This is a genomic window from Domibacillus indicus (genome assembly GCF_023715895.1).
In the GTDB taxonomy this organism is placed as follows: Bacteria; Bacillota; Bacilli; order Bacillales; family Domibacillaceae; genus Domibacillus; species Domibacillus indicus_A.
This window is the reverse complement of record NZ_JAMBOO010000033.1, coordinates 1-15031: the sequence shown is the minus strand read 5'-3', so window position 1 is coordinate 15031 and position 15031 is coordinate 1. Positions and strand designations below refer to the sequence as shown.

The following is a 15031-nucleotide window of genomic DNA, read 5'->3' as shown; positions in this document are numbered from 1 at the left end:
AAAGAGGTGATTCCAATCGGACTCCCGATTACCTGGCAGGGAAGCGACTGTTTCACCCATATGCTTGTTGTGGGGCCCACCCGTTCCGGAAAGACGGCTACCATTTTAAAGCCGATGATCTATCAGCTCCTGCTTCAAAAAAAGCAGGGCGTGCCTCTCGGGTTATCGGTGGTAGAGCCCAAAGGCGATGTCGCACGGATGGTGAATGAAATGTGCACGGAAATGGACATTCCCTGTACCCACATTGATCCGGAGCTTCCTCATAGTCATGGTTTTAACCCGATGGAAGGCGGTATGGATGATGTGGCGGAAGCAACCGTTGTTGTACTGAAAGGGCTTTTTGGCAAACAGGATGCCTTTTTTGCAACCGTTCAGGAGCTGTCCGCACGCAATGTCACCAAGCTTCTGAAAGCCCTGCATGGCGACAAGATGGATATTATCGATGTGATGAATACGCTCCGGGATGAAAAAGAGCTGGAGAAAAAAGTGAAAGAGCTGAAGAAGCGGGATGGTCTAACGGATCTTGTCCATTTTTTTGAATCGGAACTCCTTGGCAGCATGCGTGAAAAATACCGGCAGTTTGTGATCGGGCTCCGTGCCCAGCTGGAAAACATCACAAGCAATGAATCACTGAAGAGGATCATGACCGGCAAAAGTGATATCAACATTGACCGGCACTTTGAAGAAGGCGGGGTCTTGGCGGTGAACACGGCGCTTGGCAAACTGCGAAAAGCAGGTGACGCCTTTGGCCAGTTTATCATTATGCATTTGCAAAATGGCACATTCCGGCGACCCGGCACAGAACAGACCCGTATTCCACATTTTCTGATTGTCGATGAATACAGCCGCTACATTAACCCGGATGTCGAGATGTTCCTTTCTTTGGCGGCGGAATACCGGGTATCCGGTATTTTCGCTACGCAGTCACTTGGCCAGCTGGAAGTAGAAGCTGGGAAGATTGGTCCAAAAGCGATGAAGCAGGCCATTTTAACATCATGCCGCAACAAAATCACATTTGGCGGACTGTCTGCGGGTGATGCAAAAGAATTTGCGGAAGAATTTGGCCGGGACCGGGTCATTATGCGGCAGGGCACCTTTAAAAACCGAATACTGATCCCGAAATTCTTTCCGGAATCATACCGGGATACGGAAAACGAGGAGTACCGCTTCTATTACACAGACTTAATGGACGGGCTTCCTCGTTTTCATTTTGTCCATAAATTGCTACAAAACGGTACTCCCCAGCCGCCGGCAATGGCAAAAGGAACCTTTGTGCCACGTGACTGGAAAGAAAAAAGAGAGTGGGAAGGAAAGCGGTCGTGGCTTTTGCGGAGACTGCACTTCATACAAAAAAAGCGCAGGAAGAAAGAGAAAGCCCTGTCTATGTCTGAATCTCCTCAACCTCCCGAAGCAGGTATGGAAGAAGAGCAATTGCTTATGGAGGAAAATCCTTTACAGCATAAAGAATTGGCGGTACGGCAAGAGGAAGAAGCTGAAACAGCAAAAGAAAAAACTAGCATTGAAAAGCCAGCTGAAGAGAAAAAAACGGTTGTTCAGCAAGCTGTTCAAACCAAAGATGAGGTCCCACCGGAAACGCTGAAAAAAGAAAAAACAAATACAGAGACACCGAATACAGAAACGCCTGAATCCGACACTGTAACGGCGAAGAAAAAAGTGTTCACACCCCCTCAGTCATCTGATGGATTCTGGGATTAACAGGTTCACAGCCTATTAAAAATAAGAAGGAGCGATGAATGATGGCAGCAGAAAATCTCGCACAGGTACTGATTGAAGGATTCGACCCGTCAAAGGTGCGGGCAACGGAAGTCGATGAAAACTGGAAGAAAGTATTCGGCGCTTATCAAAACCAGACGATTCTGCAGGCGCCGATCATAGGCATTGAAAAGCAGCTGGGTAAACAGTGTGCAGTCGTTTCAGTCGGAAGCATCCGTGGCTACATTCCAATGGAGCTTACCGGTGTTGAAACCATTCGCCAGCTGCGCAGCATGACAGGGCAGCCTGTGCTGTTTAAAGTCCTGAACTATGACCGTGATGCTGGCATCTTCACTGCTTCCCGAAAAGCGGCGGTTGAACAGGCTGCGTCCATCACGCTTAAAAGAATTGAGCCGGGCGATATCATTGTCGCGGTGGTCAGCCATGTGAATCAGACACAGGTCCGGGCAGATATTGGCGGGATTGAAGTAAAGATTCCGATTGAAGACATCTCCTACGGCTGGATTGATGACTTAACGGAAAAGGTAAAGCCTGGTGACCACTTAAGGGTAAAGGTAATGGAGATTGATAAAGAAAACACGAGAGTAAAAGTCAGCTCAAAAGAAGCGGAGGGAAATCCGTGGCCATTGTGTGCCGGCCGCTATCTGAAAGGGAACGAATACGTAGGCACCGTCTCAGGTGTCCGTGAATACGGTGTGTTTATCAACTTAGAACCGGGTGTGGACAGCCTGTCGAGGCACTTAAAATTCCAGGATGTGAAAAAAGGGGACCGTGTGCTTGTCCGTGTACTCGAAACTGATGTAAAGAAGCAGCAAATCCGCTCGCGCATTACGCGGGTGCTGTAAGGAGCGGAGAGCCATGAGTATCAGCCCGTTTTCACTCCAACATAACTGGAAACTTAACTGGACAAGGGTTTCGGAGCACATCAAGCCGGACAAGCATGTAAACGGTGAATCACCAAAAGAAAGGCAGGCGCTTGAAGCGCTCGCCTGCATTGGCGTAATCGGAGGGCTGCAGCTCTCCCGGTTATTTTCTTTGGATAAAAAGCGGAAGAAGAAAATGGTGCTGGAGAAAAAACTGGTTCGTCACGACATTCAAAAGAACAAGCAAATGATACCTGTTTATACGTTGGGTATCAATGGGGCAAAAGTGGCTGGTATACCGGGATACGAAAACAATTACTGGCTGAAGTATGAGGCGGGAGATATGCTGGGAAAGCTGTTGTTTTTCCAGCTGTATGAGTGGTTTCCAGGCTCCCGTATTTCTCCAGCCGTCAATCCGTTTGAAGGGGTAATCTTTTATAAAAACAAGCCGCTTTATATCTATTCTGCAAAGGAAGATATTCAAGATCTCCTGGTGTTTTTAAAGTGGAAAGAGTTCGGTGAGCGGATGATCGTGATGACTGAATCACTAAAGCATTTGGAGGGCCTTTTGCATTGTGGGGATATAAGGATAAGAGCCGTTTTGCAGCAAGAAGTACATTCTGCGCGGGAAAGGCCTGGTTTTTATGTTAAAAGCGGAAGCGAGTGGGTAGAAGAACAGCTTTCACAAAAAAGCCCAGTGAATATGGCTTGAAGGAAAGATGGGGCAGAACGGAAAGCCTATTTGTGTGAGACAGAGGAGCGCATAGGAACCAAGGTTTCACAACACAAAAGGACTGTTAATTTTAAATGGGAATCTTATTAGAGCAAAACACATTTCGGCTTAAGGCGAATCATCTATTTTGAAATTGATATTGAAGAATCAGTTCGTCTAATTGCTCGCTGTAGCGCAGCGTTTCAGGACTGCCAAGACCGTACTGGAGGCCAGCAGTAATCATAAGCTGTCGTATTTGCTCAATACGATCCGCTAATTCGCAAAAAGCACCTTTATTGTAAGTCATGGTAGTCCTCCTGTACTTAAATAAACATATTAGGTAAATTATAGAATATTTATCTCGAGATTGAAACATTTTCATCTGAAACTCTGAAAGTGGTCATGAAAAGCAAATAATCAATTGGCAGAAAGTAAGATTTATTACACCAAGATGAAAGGAGGGGCCAACCCCCCTCCCCATATATAGTATCGTCCGTTTGTGGAAAATTTTATACATTTCAGAGAGTATCCCTAAATATTATAAAAGAAAATTCATTTAGAAGGAGAATAAAAAAGTCATTAAGCATACGTATACCTAACTAAAAGTATACCTAGTCAAAAGTACACTTTTAGTTAGGTATACATTTGTTGTGGATGAAGTGTTCGCACCCAAATGATTTTCCTAATAGTGAAGTATAAAGAATTCCCTTTTATGTTTTAAAGAGAAAGGAAGATATCCTTTTCTCTAGTACACATCTACATCTATGATTTGAGCTTTCCACTCATTAAATATATCTTTTACCGTTTGGTGCGAAATATCCGCTTCTGACAAAGAGGGATGATTTTGCTGGTTTCGAACAGATTCTATTTTATCTAGTTTAGACATTGCAGAGGATTTGCGGCTGTCTATAATTTGCTTAATATCTGCATCGGGATTTTCCAGCAGCATTTTTTCATACTTTTTCACAATTTGTTCAAGAGCTTTATGAATGAATTTGTTTAGGGAGAATAATGAAAACATGGTAAGTAGAAGTATACCTAATCAAAAGTATACCTAAACAAAAGTGTACCTAATCAAATGTATACTTTTGATTAGGTACACTTTTGTTTGTTAGAGACCTGCGCACGCCATCTTAAAGAAAGAAGAAGCTAATCATACATACGCAGTACGCAGACTACTGGGCAGCATAGCTGGCTATGTTTTAGTTTATAGAAGGCCGGTTTAACCGAAACTGAACCCATACATCGTCTATTGGACACCACAAGCTATTGAGGCCCAGGCCACAAGATCTGCTTAAGACTTAACTGTTTTATGGTGAACCTCTCCACCTAAATCAAAGATTTTGATGGAGCATCCCTTATCTTGAATACGGTACAACACCAGCTGGTTAAGCTTCCTGCGGAAGCCCGAGTGCATGATGGAGACTAATGAACGAAGACAAGGTCTGGAATGTCCTTATTGTCAGCTCAGGAACTTTTGCCTGAAGAGACAACCATTTCGTTTCCGAGATGGATTTTTGAAAAGCCCGGATAAAATAACGGGCGCCGATGTTATACGAAGCTGATAAATCCGCATGATAGACTTTGCCCGTTGAAAACGTGGCAAGGTCTTTTTTCGGGTTCCGTTCTACTTTTCCGGAGCCGTCGAACGCCAGGACGCTGGTGTTCTGCGGATTAATCCGGGAAATGCGCATGCCCAGGCAGTGCGCCATTTCTTCCACTTTGTTCTGGATGCCTATTTTCCGCCACCTATGAAGCTTGAAACGAAGTTTCCTGGCTCCATAAAACCCCTTTGGGATTTTCATTCTGCCCAGGTATTCGAATACGATAACGTCACAGCCATGCTTTGCCGCGAATTTGACAATTTCATGGCTAGTATGGCGGACAATATGCTGCTGGTACCCATTGATCTGCCGCCGGTCTTTTTCTTTAGGCTGGTCAATAAATGTCCGGCCTAAGACAGTGCCTGTTGCATCGATAACTGAACAAACCGCAGAGTTCGTCAGTCCAAGGTCTACTGCACACACTTTTTGTTCCTGAATAGGTGTTTTTGTTAAAGTAATTTTACTTTCATAGCTGATGGAAAGGAAGAATTTCTTTCCCCGCTTAATCAGCTTAGGGTTGTTTTCTTTCCATTCCCAGACACCACATTTGTAGTGGTCTTGTCCTTTGAATTCGATATCCATCCATACCCAGTCATTCTGATAGAACACCTTAATTTGTGCAGATGTATCGGATGTTTTATTAAACATGTTCCCTCGATAAAAAACAGGAAATTCTTTATGTTCCTCCTGTAGCCGCGGAGGCTGTTTTTTAAACTTTTTTCCTTCGGAAAGAGCATACTTCTGCTCTTCTTCCCAGTTTTGATAGTTAGAGCGGAAGCTCTTTACCTTTCCGAAAGCAGAGGCAATGGCACTTCTGCGGAAATAGGAAGGAAACTTGTAAAAACGTTCGTTAAACTCTTTGTATTTTGGAAGAGGGTTTGATTTGGTTGCGTGAATCAGTTTTTCTACTGCCGATACAATCGATTTGGTTGTCAGGCCGTCGGTATGATCAAACTCTTTGTCGATAACCCCGATGACGAAGGACAGAGCATCATTGTAAATATCCAGCGTAGCATTGAAGATATCCGTCTGATTTGTAATTTTGTGCAGTAGCGACTTCGCAACTTTCATCACCAAACCCTCCTTTCCATTTTTTAGTCCTTATAATAGGTTGATCGTATCAAAATGGAAATCAATTGTAAAACGAAAAGAAAATCAGTGTGAGTGATGATAAATAAGAAGCGGCAATGGGTCTAATGAAAAAATATATTGAAGAATAGGCGAAGAATTAAGACCTTAGCGCCTAACCCCCACTAAATCGGAGATTTTGAAGGGGAGTGCGGCGCTAATTTTTTGTTCAATATGAATATGGAACACCCTGATCTATTTGCAGCGATGGTTCCGATAGCGGGAGGAGCTGATCCAGCTAAGGTCCATCTAATCGATCACAAGCCGATCTGGGCATTTCATGCAGAAGATGATTCGGTAATACCTGTTTCATATTCAAGAAACATTATAAATGCTATTGAAAACGCGGGAGGAAAGACAATATATACAGAATACGGGACAGAAATGAATTATGACCATGCATCCTGGGTCCTCGCTTATGAAAATGAGGAAATGATAGAGTGGATATTTCAGCAGGTAAAATCTTTTCATAATTAAAAGGACCAACACTATCGTTTAAAGCCAGCCAACAATAATATGCCTGATGCTAACATTTACTTTGCTTTCACTTGTTCCCCTCATATGTTTTTTCACTATTGCGTTACAAAATGTGAGATTATTGGAAAATATTTTAATGAAAAAACTCTCTTGAAATAAGAATAACGCGGATAAAGTGCCAGATTCAATACATACTAGTCACATAATCACATCGGGTTCTTCATCTGGAAGTCCAGACGATTTAATCGCAACGGTGCAACTCCGTTAGTACCCGGCTAATTAAAAAAAGGGAGATGAACAGTTATGCCAAGCAACAACAATAATCAGTTAGTCGCACCAGGAGCACAGCAAGCCATCGACCAAATGAAGTATGAAATTGCATCAGAATTCGGTGTACAACTAGGCGCAGACGTTACATCACGTGCTAACGGTTCAGTTGGCGGAGAAATCACAAAACGTTTAGTACGTATGGCTGAACAGCAATTAAACGGATTCCAAAGGTAATACATTAATTTCCAAGCATCCCGCCTCAAATAATGGAGGCATTGAAAAAGTCTAGATAGTTTTAACTAAGCCAGGCATTCGACAATTCAATCGTCGAATGCCTGACTTTTTTCATTTTTTTTCATACAGCTATTAGGCGTTTTTAAGCGTACTCAAATTTTCATTTAACAATGGTATTTGACACTCCCACGGCTGATGACACCGCCCTTAACTGAAGGCGAGTTCTAAACAGAAATGGACAGTGAACGCATTCGCACTTCAGAATCCCACCCGTTTCACCGCAAGGTGAAGGGCTTGCGGCTTTAGCTGTGGGAGTGTCAAACTTTAAGATTTTTTAACGCCACTTCAACCAGGCCTGGTTCTAACGGAGCAGCAAACTCTGTGATTTCGCAAATACTTACAACTAATTCAGCAGTACCAAACGCTATTGTTTGACCGCCACTAAAGAAAATCTGTTTGCTGAGTACTTGTTCTAAAATAACGATGTCACCTTTTACTTCTTTTATTCTGGCCAATATAATAGCGTTTTTTTCAAAAATAAGCGCAAATTCACTTTCATGTTCCTTGAGCTGTTTGGCCATATCTTTAACACAGTTACAGCAATCTTTATCTTTGTGAATATTAAAAATTTTCGGCATGGTTATCCCCCCTTTTTTTATAGATTACTAATATAAATATGCTAGTTAAGCATTAGGTGCTTGTTCCGTTTACCTATCGAATGCCTATGGTAAACCGATTTCAGCGTTTTAAGAAAAGTAAAAGGGTAACCCAAAAATATCTGATCTTCGGAAAAGATCAGAGTAAAATTGCGCACATTATTTATGCATAAAACTGTACTAATCAAAAGTGAAACAGGATGAAAAACGTTGATTTAATGCGGATGTATAGAAAATGAATAAAGGTTATTTTGAGATAGTCGTCAAAATGTTGATACAACGGGGTTTTCAGAAAGATAAAGTTTGCATAAGATCGGTTTTATCGTCTTTGGCGAGAACACCCCCACTTCAAGCTTGCTAAGTGGGGGATGAATCGTTGCTCTTTCAGTCATTCTTTTTCCTTGAACGCTCTATTGCTAAAATGGTATAATTAGGTGCAGAACAAATGTTCAGGGGGGTGAGGAAAATGATAAAAACCAAAACAGATGAAAAAAAGAATCTTCATTTTAAAGCCTTTCGGTTTAAAATCCATCCAAGTGACGAGCAAAAACAACTGATTAACCAAACGATCGGCTGCTGCCGGTTTGTCTACAATTATATATTAAATGAAAATATCAAGAGTTTCGAAAAAACAAAAAAACGGTATACAGAAACAGCCGCTAAAAAGCTCCTCCCTGGGCTAAAAGAAACGTTCAAATGGTTGTCTGGTTCTGACAGTATTGCTCTTCAGGCAAGCATCGAATATCAGTACGAAGGATTCAAAAAATATAAGGAACAGCCGAAAAAAGAATTAAAAAAACGAGCCGCTAAAAAATGTGCAGAAGGCTATACGCCAACGGCGTATGACTTTAAGGGCCATCCGACATTCAAAAGCAAGAAAAAACCGGTCCAAAGCTACACAACCAAAATGACAAATCACAATATTAAAATCGTGGACCATCGCATTCAGCTGCCGAAACTCGGCTGGATTCGTTTTTCAAAGTCCCGAAACATTGAAGGTGACATTAAGCGTGTCACCGTGCGCCGAAGCAGCACCGGCCGGTATTCTATTTCGGTCATTTGCGAGATGCCTTATTCCCCGTACAAACCAAGCACCAACGATGCCGTTGGCATTGATCTGGGATTAAAAGAGTTTGCCGTGCTCTCCAACGGTGAATCCATTGCCAACCCTAAATACTATCAAAAATACGAAAAGCGATTAGCCTTTCTTCAGCGTGCGTTTGCACGTAAAAAAGAAGGTTCGAAATCGTGGGAAAAAAATAAAGCCCAGATTGCTAAACTGCACGAAAAAATCAAACACACAAGAGAAGATTTTCTTCACAAGCTGACGACCAGGCTCGTTCATGAAAACCAAGTGATCGCAGTGGAGAATTTGTCAGTGAAGAATCTCGTCCAAAACAAAAAACTAAGCAAGGGGATTCACGATGCGTCATGGTCCAGGTTCAACGAAATGCTCACTTACAAAGCGAAGTGGTACGGACGGACGATTATAAAAGTCGATCCGTTCTTCCCATCAAGCCAGCTCTGTTCCGGGTGTGGCCACCAGCATAAGGATGCAAAAAATCTCGCTGTCCGGGTGTGGGAGTGTCCTTCCTGCGGCGTGCGTCACGATCGAGACCTGAATGCGAGCCTGAATATTAAAAAAGAAGCCCTGCGGCTTCTTTCACTTCAGTCTATTTAATCTTGGTCATAAAACCGTTGGAATACGGGGTTAGCCTGATTACTGGGGGTCGAAGATCCTCTTGCCCAGGAATCCCCCACTTCAACCCTCAGGTAAGTGGGCGGTAGTTCAATATGAATCCCCAGCCTGCATCATGAATCGATTTGGATACTTTCCGGTTTTTCACTAGATTGCGGATGTTAAGACCTCTAAATATACCCATGAAAAGTTTGAAATTAATTTTAAATATACTTAAGGTTCCAATAGAAGGAGCATCAAAAAGTTGTTAAGCATGCGTGTACCTAAGCAAAAGTATACCTAGGCAAAAGCACACTTTTGCCTAGGTATACTTTTGTGGTTGATGAAGCGACCATACAAAAAAACTTTTCATAATAGTGATGCGTAAAAAGTTCCCTGTTTTTATCGAGGGAATATGTTCAGCAGAACATCTGATACGTTCGCACAAATCAAGGTGTTCCACAGAATGACTGGGTATGGATAGATGTCGAATTTAAAGGGCAGAACCTTTATAAACGGGGTGTCTGGGACTGGAAAGAGAACAATCTAAGCTGATTAAGCGGGGAAAGAAATTCTTCCTTGCCATCTGCTATGAAAATAAAGTCACTTTAACGAAAACGGCTATTCAAGAGCAAAAAGTGTGTGCGATGTGCGGCAGAGCTCGGACTGACGAATTCTGCGTTTGTTCGGTTATCGATGCAACAGGCCCTGTCTTAGGCCGGACATTTATTGACCAGCCTAAAGAAAAAACCGGCTATAGACGTTAACGAACAAAGATGTGTACGCACTCGGTTTATGTCATTGTATTTTCTGGACTTGTTGGAATTGCGCTTTATTCTTAAAAATAAGAGGAGTGCAAAAAAGCCTAAGAAGGTAATGCGTAACAACAATCAAAACATAACTGCTTTTTCATCTCATCCCAAAAATGTTAGGCTTAGAAATTAGAACATCCCAAAAACGTTAGGGAAAAACTTAAAATGTATCAGCTGCTTTATTTTATTTTTGTAAAAGCATGTAATCGATAAGGGTTGAATAAACTAACAAAGATCTATGTTTTAAGTGTTTTAACTATAATTGGTTTTTTATGTTTTTTATTGTTTTACTGTTTTAGACCTGGAAAAAACCAATGGTACCAAGCATTGAAGCCTTCTATACATAACGTTATTGGGATAAAAGATAACAAAATTAGGATGAACTATAACATTTTTGGGATAAATCATAACGGAATTGGGATGTTTTCCATAACAAAATTGGGACAAACCATAACATATTTAGGATAGTCCATAACGTTTTTGGGATAACCCTAACACTTTTAGGATAACACCTCTAAAATCCTCTCTTTGCAGATCACCATTACTTCAATGGCCAAGGGTTCTCAAGGCTTCACTTCAGGCTTTATTTTGCATAAAGAAAATTCGGTTTATACCTAACATATTTGGGACAGGCGAAGGCTAAGACAGCAGATAAATAAGGAAACCTAACATTTTTCAAAAATGTTAGGTTTATTGCTTTCTTTTGGAACAAATAAGTGAGATAATTCCATTAATATCAGCCGGAATGTTCCAAAAGGTGGTAAGTGAATATGGCCAAAAAGAAAGAAAACAAAGGGTTGGTTGTTCAGTCCAATGACCTTATTGAGGCATATTACGAAGCGGATTTAAAAATGTCTGAACATAAAATAATTCGATATGCCGCCAGCAAAATTAAGCTTAACGATACACAATTTCCTCATTACAGCTTCGAAGTAAGTGAGTTCCTTGCTGCAGCAGGAGTCAAAGGAAATAATTATCATAAAGAAATAGAAAAAATAGCGGATGGACTGTCCACACGGCGTATTAAAGTCAAATCAAAAGAAAAAATTGGATGGTTCCCGTGGTTTTCCGGGATTGTTTACGAAAAAGGAACCGTACATATTGTTTTTAACACTCTTATTAAAGATTTACTTTTACAGCTTGAAGAGCGCTTTACCAATTATCCATTTGATGTGATTGCGCCGCTTAAGAGCAGTTATTCTGTCAGGCTTTTTGAGCTGCTGAAACAGTATGAGAAAATTGGGCATCGGACCATTGCGTTGGAAGAACTTCGCTTGATGCTTGGTGTAACGGAGAAATATCCTGAGTACGGAAACTTTAAGCAAAGGATTTTAAAACATTCTCAGAAAGAATTGAAGGAAAAAACGCATTTATCTTTTGAGTTTGAGGAAATTAAGCAAGGAAAAAAAGTAGAGAAAATCAAGTTTACGATTAACAGCCAGTATAAGCAGGAACAGCTTGCTTTGTTTAATGACTCTGATCAAGATGAAGAAGGGCAAGAAAAACCTGCTGTTTATGGAGAATTTGTTCGTCGGACCAAGCGTCTTTTAAAAGAACAAGGAATTTTTGTGGACGAGGAAACCATCTCAGCGTGGGAAAAGTATGGAGATGTATTGATGTTAGAGGTGCTGGATGAAATAAAAGGGCGAAACATCAAACAGCATGTCCGGTATATCGAAAAAGTACTAATGGCCAAGTATGAAGAACAAAATAAGTTGTCCAGAGTAGAGGATGCCCCGCCAGAAGATATGTTGCAAAATGCACTGGATGTAATTATAGCCGAGTATCAAAACAGTGCAGAAATGGTTCCTGATTGGTTCGTTGAAGATAAAGCAGTTGAAATCTTTAAAGAACACTTAAACATTTCAGACAAAGAGGCCCGGAAGCATTGGAAGAATCACAAAGACGAATTAATGAACTCGATTCGTGAAATGATTAAATTGCGGAGTAAAACACGTGTCAGAAAGAAATCTTAACGTTGCGCGGCTCATTTGGGCCGCGTTTTTCTTTTAACTGGATAAACTTAAACCTAACATTTTTGGGACGGATAAAATTTAACCTAACACTTTTGGGATAGACAAACCAAAACCTAACGTGTTTAGGGCAGGATGCTTTGTGAATAGTCCCAAACATCGTGTAAAAGAACACTTGCTTATTACTTTCAAGGGTATAAGCAAATCACAATCCTTTTTTATCTCAAATTTGTTATCTTTTTAAAGAACTCATCCCTAAATTGTTATGTTTGCTAAATGTGAACCTCTCCACCTAAATTAAAGATTTTAAAAAGGAATGCGGCGCTCATTTTTTTAAGCTGCTCTAAACATATCCTTTTAAAAAGGCTCTGTTAAAGTTTAATGTTCATAAAAGGGGACTCAAGCATGAATACAAATGCTTTATTTTACAAAATTTTCAACCGCTGCATTACGTCTGAAGATTATGTACCGTGGGCGTTTAACATGTTGGAGGACGATAAGGATTCTGTGTCCCTTGGCATTCTTTCGTCTTTCAAAAGCACAAACAATATATTTGAGGTAGAAGACTATTTTTATCGCACCTTAAAGGAGCTGAACATCCAAAAGCCTTCTTATAAAGAAGCGGCCCTTGAATATATTTGCTACTTAGCCCGAAAAATAGTTACCTGTGAATTAGATGCAATTGAAACTGCAGAAACTATTTTCCATATAGCATGTGACTTGGATAACCCAGAAGAATTAGAAGCATGGCTGGACATTAGCGACAAAATAGATGAATTTAAATACACAGAAAATCGCAGTTCCCTTAGAAGAGCTATTCTTATTTTAGATATCGTAGGGGAAGCAAAAAGAACTATTAACAAATAGTAAAGCAACAAACTCTCTTTTCTTATAACAACAGGTTTTAACAGAGCCTTTAAAAAGACACCCCTTCAGGATGAAGGGATATCTTTTTTCTTGCTATTCAGTTTTGTGTGTTTCCTAACGGCTAGACAATTGCTGTTTCGCCATTTCTACAAGACGCTTCGTGATTTCACCGCCGACAGAACCGTTTTCACGTGCTGTTGTATCCGCACCTAGCTGAACACCAAATTCAGAAGCAATTTCGTACTTCATCTGGTCAATAGCCTGCTGGGCACCTGGAGCCAATAGACGATTGCGATTGCTGCGTGACATGATCAATCACTCCCTAATGGGTTTTTGATTTGCCTTGCCTTAACAGTATGGGTCGTTTCTGCTCCCTTCACACTGGTAACAAAATCAAAGAGGGCATTTTTTTAGAAAAAGGCTTTTTTATTAGACGTTACTGTTGATTTAAATAATGAAACAGTTGAAGATGAAAAATGACTATAATGGAATTAATGTTTTTTTAGAGGACAAATATTTAAGATGAAAGTGGGGTAAATTGATGGGTGAAAATTCAAACATCAATATAGGTGGATTTGAATTTAAATGGGACATAGAAGGAGGGAAATTTCTATTTGAAGGAGAGGATGCTGTTCTTTTCTGGATTTCTTCTGCAATGAAAATGTTCTTTGATACGATTGAAGAAATTTCAGGCGAAGAAGCATCAAACGTGGTTTTTGAAACAACAGGGTTTCGGCAGGGACTAGTGGCAGGGCAGTACTTCAAGAATTTAAAGGATGTCAATATATCTGAAATAGCAAAATTAATTACCAATGCATATGCTTCAGCTGGCTGGGGACGGACCACTATTGAAGATTTGAACACTGAAACCAAAACATTCACAGCGTATATTAAGGATAGTTGGGAATATAAAATTCATCTGGCGCAAGGAAAGACGAAGGGTGGAAATTATCTCCCTGCCCACTACGCAGGAATATTCACAGGACTGTTCGGTACAAATATTTGGTACAAAGTAGTTCAGCATCAACTAGAAGGGCATGAATACAGTGTCATTGAGTATTTCCCTTCAGATGTGACGATTTCAAATAATATTTATCAGCTAGCTAGAAAAAAGGAAGCAGATGAGATTATCCGTTTAGAAGCTCTTGCAGAAGAAAAAACAAAAGAACTAAATGAACTGGTGAGAGAGCTTTCGTCACCTCTTATTCCTGTTCTTGATGGCATCGTTGTAGTCCCCTTGATAGGAAAATATGATGAAGAGCGTTCAGTAGAACTTGTTGTCAAAACACTAAATAACCTTCCAAGCTACAAGGCAAACTATCTTATTCTGGACTTAACCGGACTGGATAAAGGTATAAGTGAGTATACAGCAAGTCTCATTGAGAAAATCGGTTCTGCGGCTTGCCTTATTGGAACTGAAATAATCCTTGTTGGGATTTCTCCTGAATTAAGCAGCATTATATCTCAATCAGACATGAATTTTTCTAAATTTGATTGTTTTCAAACCTTACAACATGGAATTTATTTTGCACTAGGACAGAATGGGCGAAAGATCATTTAAAAGTTACTGAATGAATGCAACAAAAATCTAATTTTGCTATGTTGTGTATTCTGACAAATAAATATTTGTATTTAAATTAATAAGGGAACAGATGTATGTTAAAAGAAGATAGGCACTATATTCTGCTTTAATCAGATCATATATCCTCTACTTTTGATAAGTGCCACCCTTCGAGATAAAGTCAAGGCTTTACACGGTGATTTCCAAAGGTGTGTGTCTCACTCTGCTAGAAGGCGGAAATGCTGATAAAAGAAAGCTGGTAATAAATATTTTTAAAAAAGTATTGATTTTAGATTTTAAGTATGATAAGATTTTAAATCTGTCGCTAGTGCAGATTATTCCGCAGTAGCTCAGTGGTAGAGCAATCGGCTGTTAACCGATCGGTCGCAAGTTCGAGTCTTGCCTGCGGAGCCAATCTGGGGAAGTACTCAAGAGGCTGAAGAGGCGCCCCTGCTAAGGGTG

At 40.6% G+C, this 15031-nt stretch carries 14 protein-coding genes and 1 tRNA gene; 10 read left to right on the top strand and 5 right to left on the bottom strand.

What is annotated here, in order from left to right:
* Positions 1–6 precede the first annotated feature (6 nt).
* From M3221_RS23285 to M3221_RS23275, 3 genes are read left to right on the top strand one after another with little or no spacing between them, the layout of a single operon-like run.
* Positions 7–1716, top strand: a complete 1710-nt coding sequence (locus tag M3221_RS23285) for a type IV secretory system conjugative DNA transfer family protein (protein ID WP_251274370.1) — start codon at positions 7–9, stop codon at positions 1714–1716.
* A gap of 41 nt (positions 1717–1757) precedes the next feature.
* Positions 1758–2579 (top strand): S1 RNA-binding domain-containing protein, encoded by an 822-nt coding sequence (locus M3221_RS23280; RefSeq protein WP_251274368.1) that lies wholly within the window; start codon positions 1758–1760, stop codon positions 2577–2579.
* 13 nt (positions 2580–2592) lie between these two features.
* Positions 2593–3309, top strand: a complete 717-nt coding sequence (locus M3221_RS23275) for a hypothetical protein (protein WP_251274366.1) — start codon at positions 2593–2595, stop codon at positions 3307–3309.
* Positions 3310–3448: 139 nt separating this feature from the next.
* Here M3221_RS23275 and M3221_RS23270 read toward each other — a convergent pair whose 3' ends face one another.
* The 3 genes from M3221_RS23270 to M3221_RS23260 all read right to left on the bottom strand — a co-directional run bounded on the left by M3221_RS23270 (position 3449) and on the right by M3221_RS23260 (position 5984).
* Positions 3449–3616, bottom strand: a complete 168-nt coding sequence (locus M3221_RS23270) for an aspartyl-phosphate phosphatase Spo0E family protein (protein ID WP_251274364.1) — start codon at positions 3614–3616, stop codon at positions 3449–3451.
* A 438-nt stretch (positions 3617–4054) separates the two neighbouring features.
* Positions 4055–4258, bottom strand: a complete 204-nt coding sequence (locus M3221_RS23265) for a hypothetical protein (protein WP_251274362.1) — start codon at positions 4256–4258, stop codon at positions 4055–4057.
* A gap of 439 nt (positions 4259–4697) precedes the next feature.
* Entirely contained in the window at positions 4698–5984 is a 1287-nt protein-coding gene (locus tag M3221_RS23260; protein WP_251274359.1) for a transposase, read from the bottom strand.
* A 222-nt stretch (positions 5985–6206) separates the two neighbouring features.
* Here M3221_RS23260 and M3221_RS23255 point away from each other — a divergent pair, with 222 nt between their 5' ends.
* Together M3221_RS23255 and M3221_RS23250 are read left to right on the top strand one after the other, a co-directional pair.
* Positions 6207–6518 (top strand): carboxylesterase family protein, encoded by a 312-nt coding sequence (locus M3221_RS23255; protein ID WP_251274357.1) that lies wholly within the window; start codon positions 6207–6209, stop codon positions 6516–6518.
* Positions 6519–6821: 303 nt separating this feature from the next.
* A complete protein-coding gene (locus M3221_RS23250; protein WP_251274355.1) occupies positions 6822–7022 on the top strand; it encodes an alpha/beta-type small acid-soluble spore protein in 201 nt (66 codons plus the stop codon).
* Positions 7023–7339: 317 nt separating this feature from the next.
* Here M3221_RS23250 and M3221_RS23245 read toward each other — a convergent pair whose 3' ends face one another.
* Positions 7340–7660, bottom strand: coding sequence for a hypothetical protein (locus tag M3221_RS23245; RefSeq protein WP_251274353.1), 321 nt, complete (start codon positions 7658–7660; stop codon positions 7340–7342).
* Between the two features lie 484 nt (positions 7661–8144).
* Here M3221_RS23245 and tnpB point away from each other — a divergent pair, with 484 nt between their 5' ends.
* From tnpB to M3221_RS23230, 3 genes are all read left to right on the top strand, one after another.
* Entirely contained in the window at positions 8145–9359 is a 1215-nt protein-coding gene (gene tnpB / locus M3221_RS23240; protein ID WP_251274351.1) for an IS200/IS605 family element RNA-guided endonuclease TnpB, read from the top strand.
* 1579 nt (positions 9360–10938) lie between these two features.
* Positions 10939–12144 (top strand): replication initiation protein, encoded by a 1206-nt coding sequence (locus M3221_RS23235; protein WP_251274349.1) that lies wholly within the window; start codon positions 10939–10941, stop codon positions 12142–12144.
* Positions 12145–12546: 402 nt separating this feature from the next.
* Positions 12547–13008, top strand: coding sequence for a hypothetical protein (locus M3221_RS23230; RefSeq protein WP_251274346.1), 462 nt, complete (start codon positions 12547–12549; stop codon positions 13006–13008).
* Between the two features lie 114 nt (positions 13009–13122).
* Here M3221_RS23230 and M3221_RS23225 read toward each other — a convergent pair whose 3' ends face one another.
* The gene (locus tag M3221_RS23225) at positions 13123–13317 is read right to left on the bottom strand and encodes an alpha/beta-type small acid-soluble spore protein (RefSeq protein ID WP_050184201.1); all 195 of its coding nucleotides are present in this window, start codon (positions 13315–13317) and stop codon (positions 13123–13125) included.
* 232 nt (positions 13318–13549) lie between these two features.
* Here M3221_RS23225 and M3221_RS23220 point away from each other — a divergent pair, with 232 nt between their 5' ends.
* Both M3221_RS23220 and M3221_RS23215 read left to right on the top strand, forming a co-directional pair.
* Positions 13550–14569, top strand: coding sequence for an STAS domain-containing protein (locus M3221_RS23220; protein WP_251274338.1), 1020 nt, complete (start codon positions 13550–13552; stop codon positions 14567–14569).
* A gap of 339 nt (positions 14570–14908) precedes the next feature.
* Positions 14909–14983 (top strand) — tRNA-Asn (locus M3221_RS23215).
* Positions 14984–15031: the final 48 nt, after the last annotated feature.

Excerpts from the sequence above, each read along its gene's own strand:
- M3221_RS23265 (WP_251274362.1), bottom strand. The coding sequence starts at position 4,258 with ATGCTGCTGGAAAATCCCGATGCAGATATTAAGCAAATTATAGACAGC.
- tnpB (WP_251274351.1), top strand. The coding sequence starts at position 8,145 with ATGATAAAAACCAAAACAGATGAAAAAAAGAATCTTCATTTTAAAGCC.
- M3221_RS23235 (WP_251274349.1), top strand. The coding sequence starts at position 10,939 with ATGGCCAAAAAGAAAGAAAACAAAGGGTTGGTTGTTCAGTCCAATGAC.
- M3221_RS23280 (WP_251274368.1), top strand. The coding sequence starts at position 1,758 with ATGGCAGCAGAAAATCTCGCACAGGTACTGATTGAAGGATTCGACCCG.
- M3221_RS23225 (WP_050184201.1), bottom strand. The coding sequence starts at position 13,317 with ATGTCACGCAGCAATCGCAATCGTCTATTGGCTCCAGGTGCCCAGCAG.
- M3221_RS23275 (WP_251274366.1), top strand. The coding sequence starts at position 2,593 with ATGAGTATCAGCCCGTTTTCACTCCAACATAACTGGAAACTTAACTGG.
- M3221_RS23260 (WP_251274359.1), bottom strand. The coding sequence starts at position 5,984 with ATGAAAGTTGCGAAGTCGCTACTGCACAAAATTACAAATCAGACGGAT.
- M3221_RS23220 (WP_251274338.1), top strand. The coding sequence starts at position 13,550 with ATGGGTGAAAATTCAAACATCAATATAGGTGGATTTGAATTTAAATGG.
- M3221_RS23230 (WP_251274346.1), top strand. The coding sequence starts at position 12,547 with ATGAATACAAATGCTTTATTTTACAAAATTTTCAACCGCTGCATTACG.
- M3221_RS23270 (WP_251274364.1), bottom strand. The coding sequence starts at position 3,616 with ATGACTTACAATAAAGGTGCTTTTTGCGAATTAGCGGATCGTATTGAG.
- M3221_RS23245 (WP_251274353.1), bottom strand. The coding sequence starts at position 7,660 with ATGCCGAAAATTTTTAATATTCACAAAGATAAAGATTGCTGTAACTGT.
- M3221_RS23250 (WP_251274355.1), top strand. The coding sequence starts at position 6,822 with ATGCCAAGCAACAACAATAATCAGTTAGTCGCACCAGGAGCACAGCAA.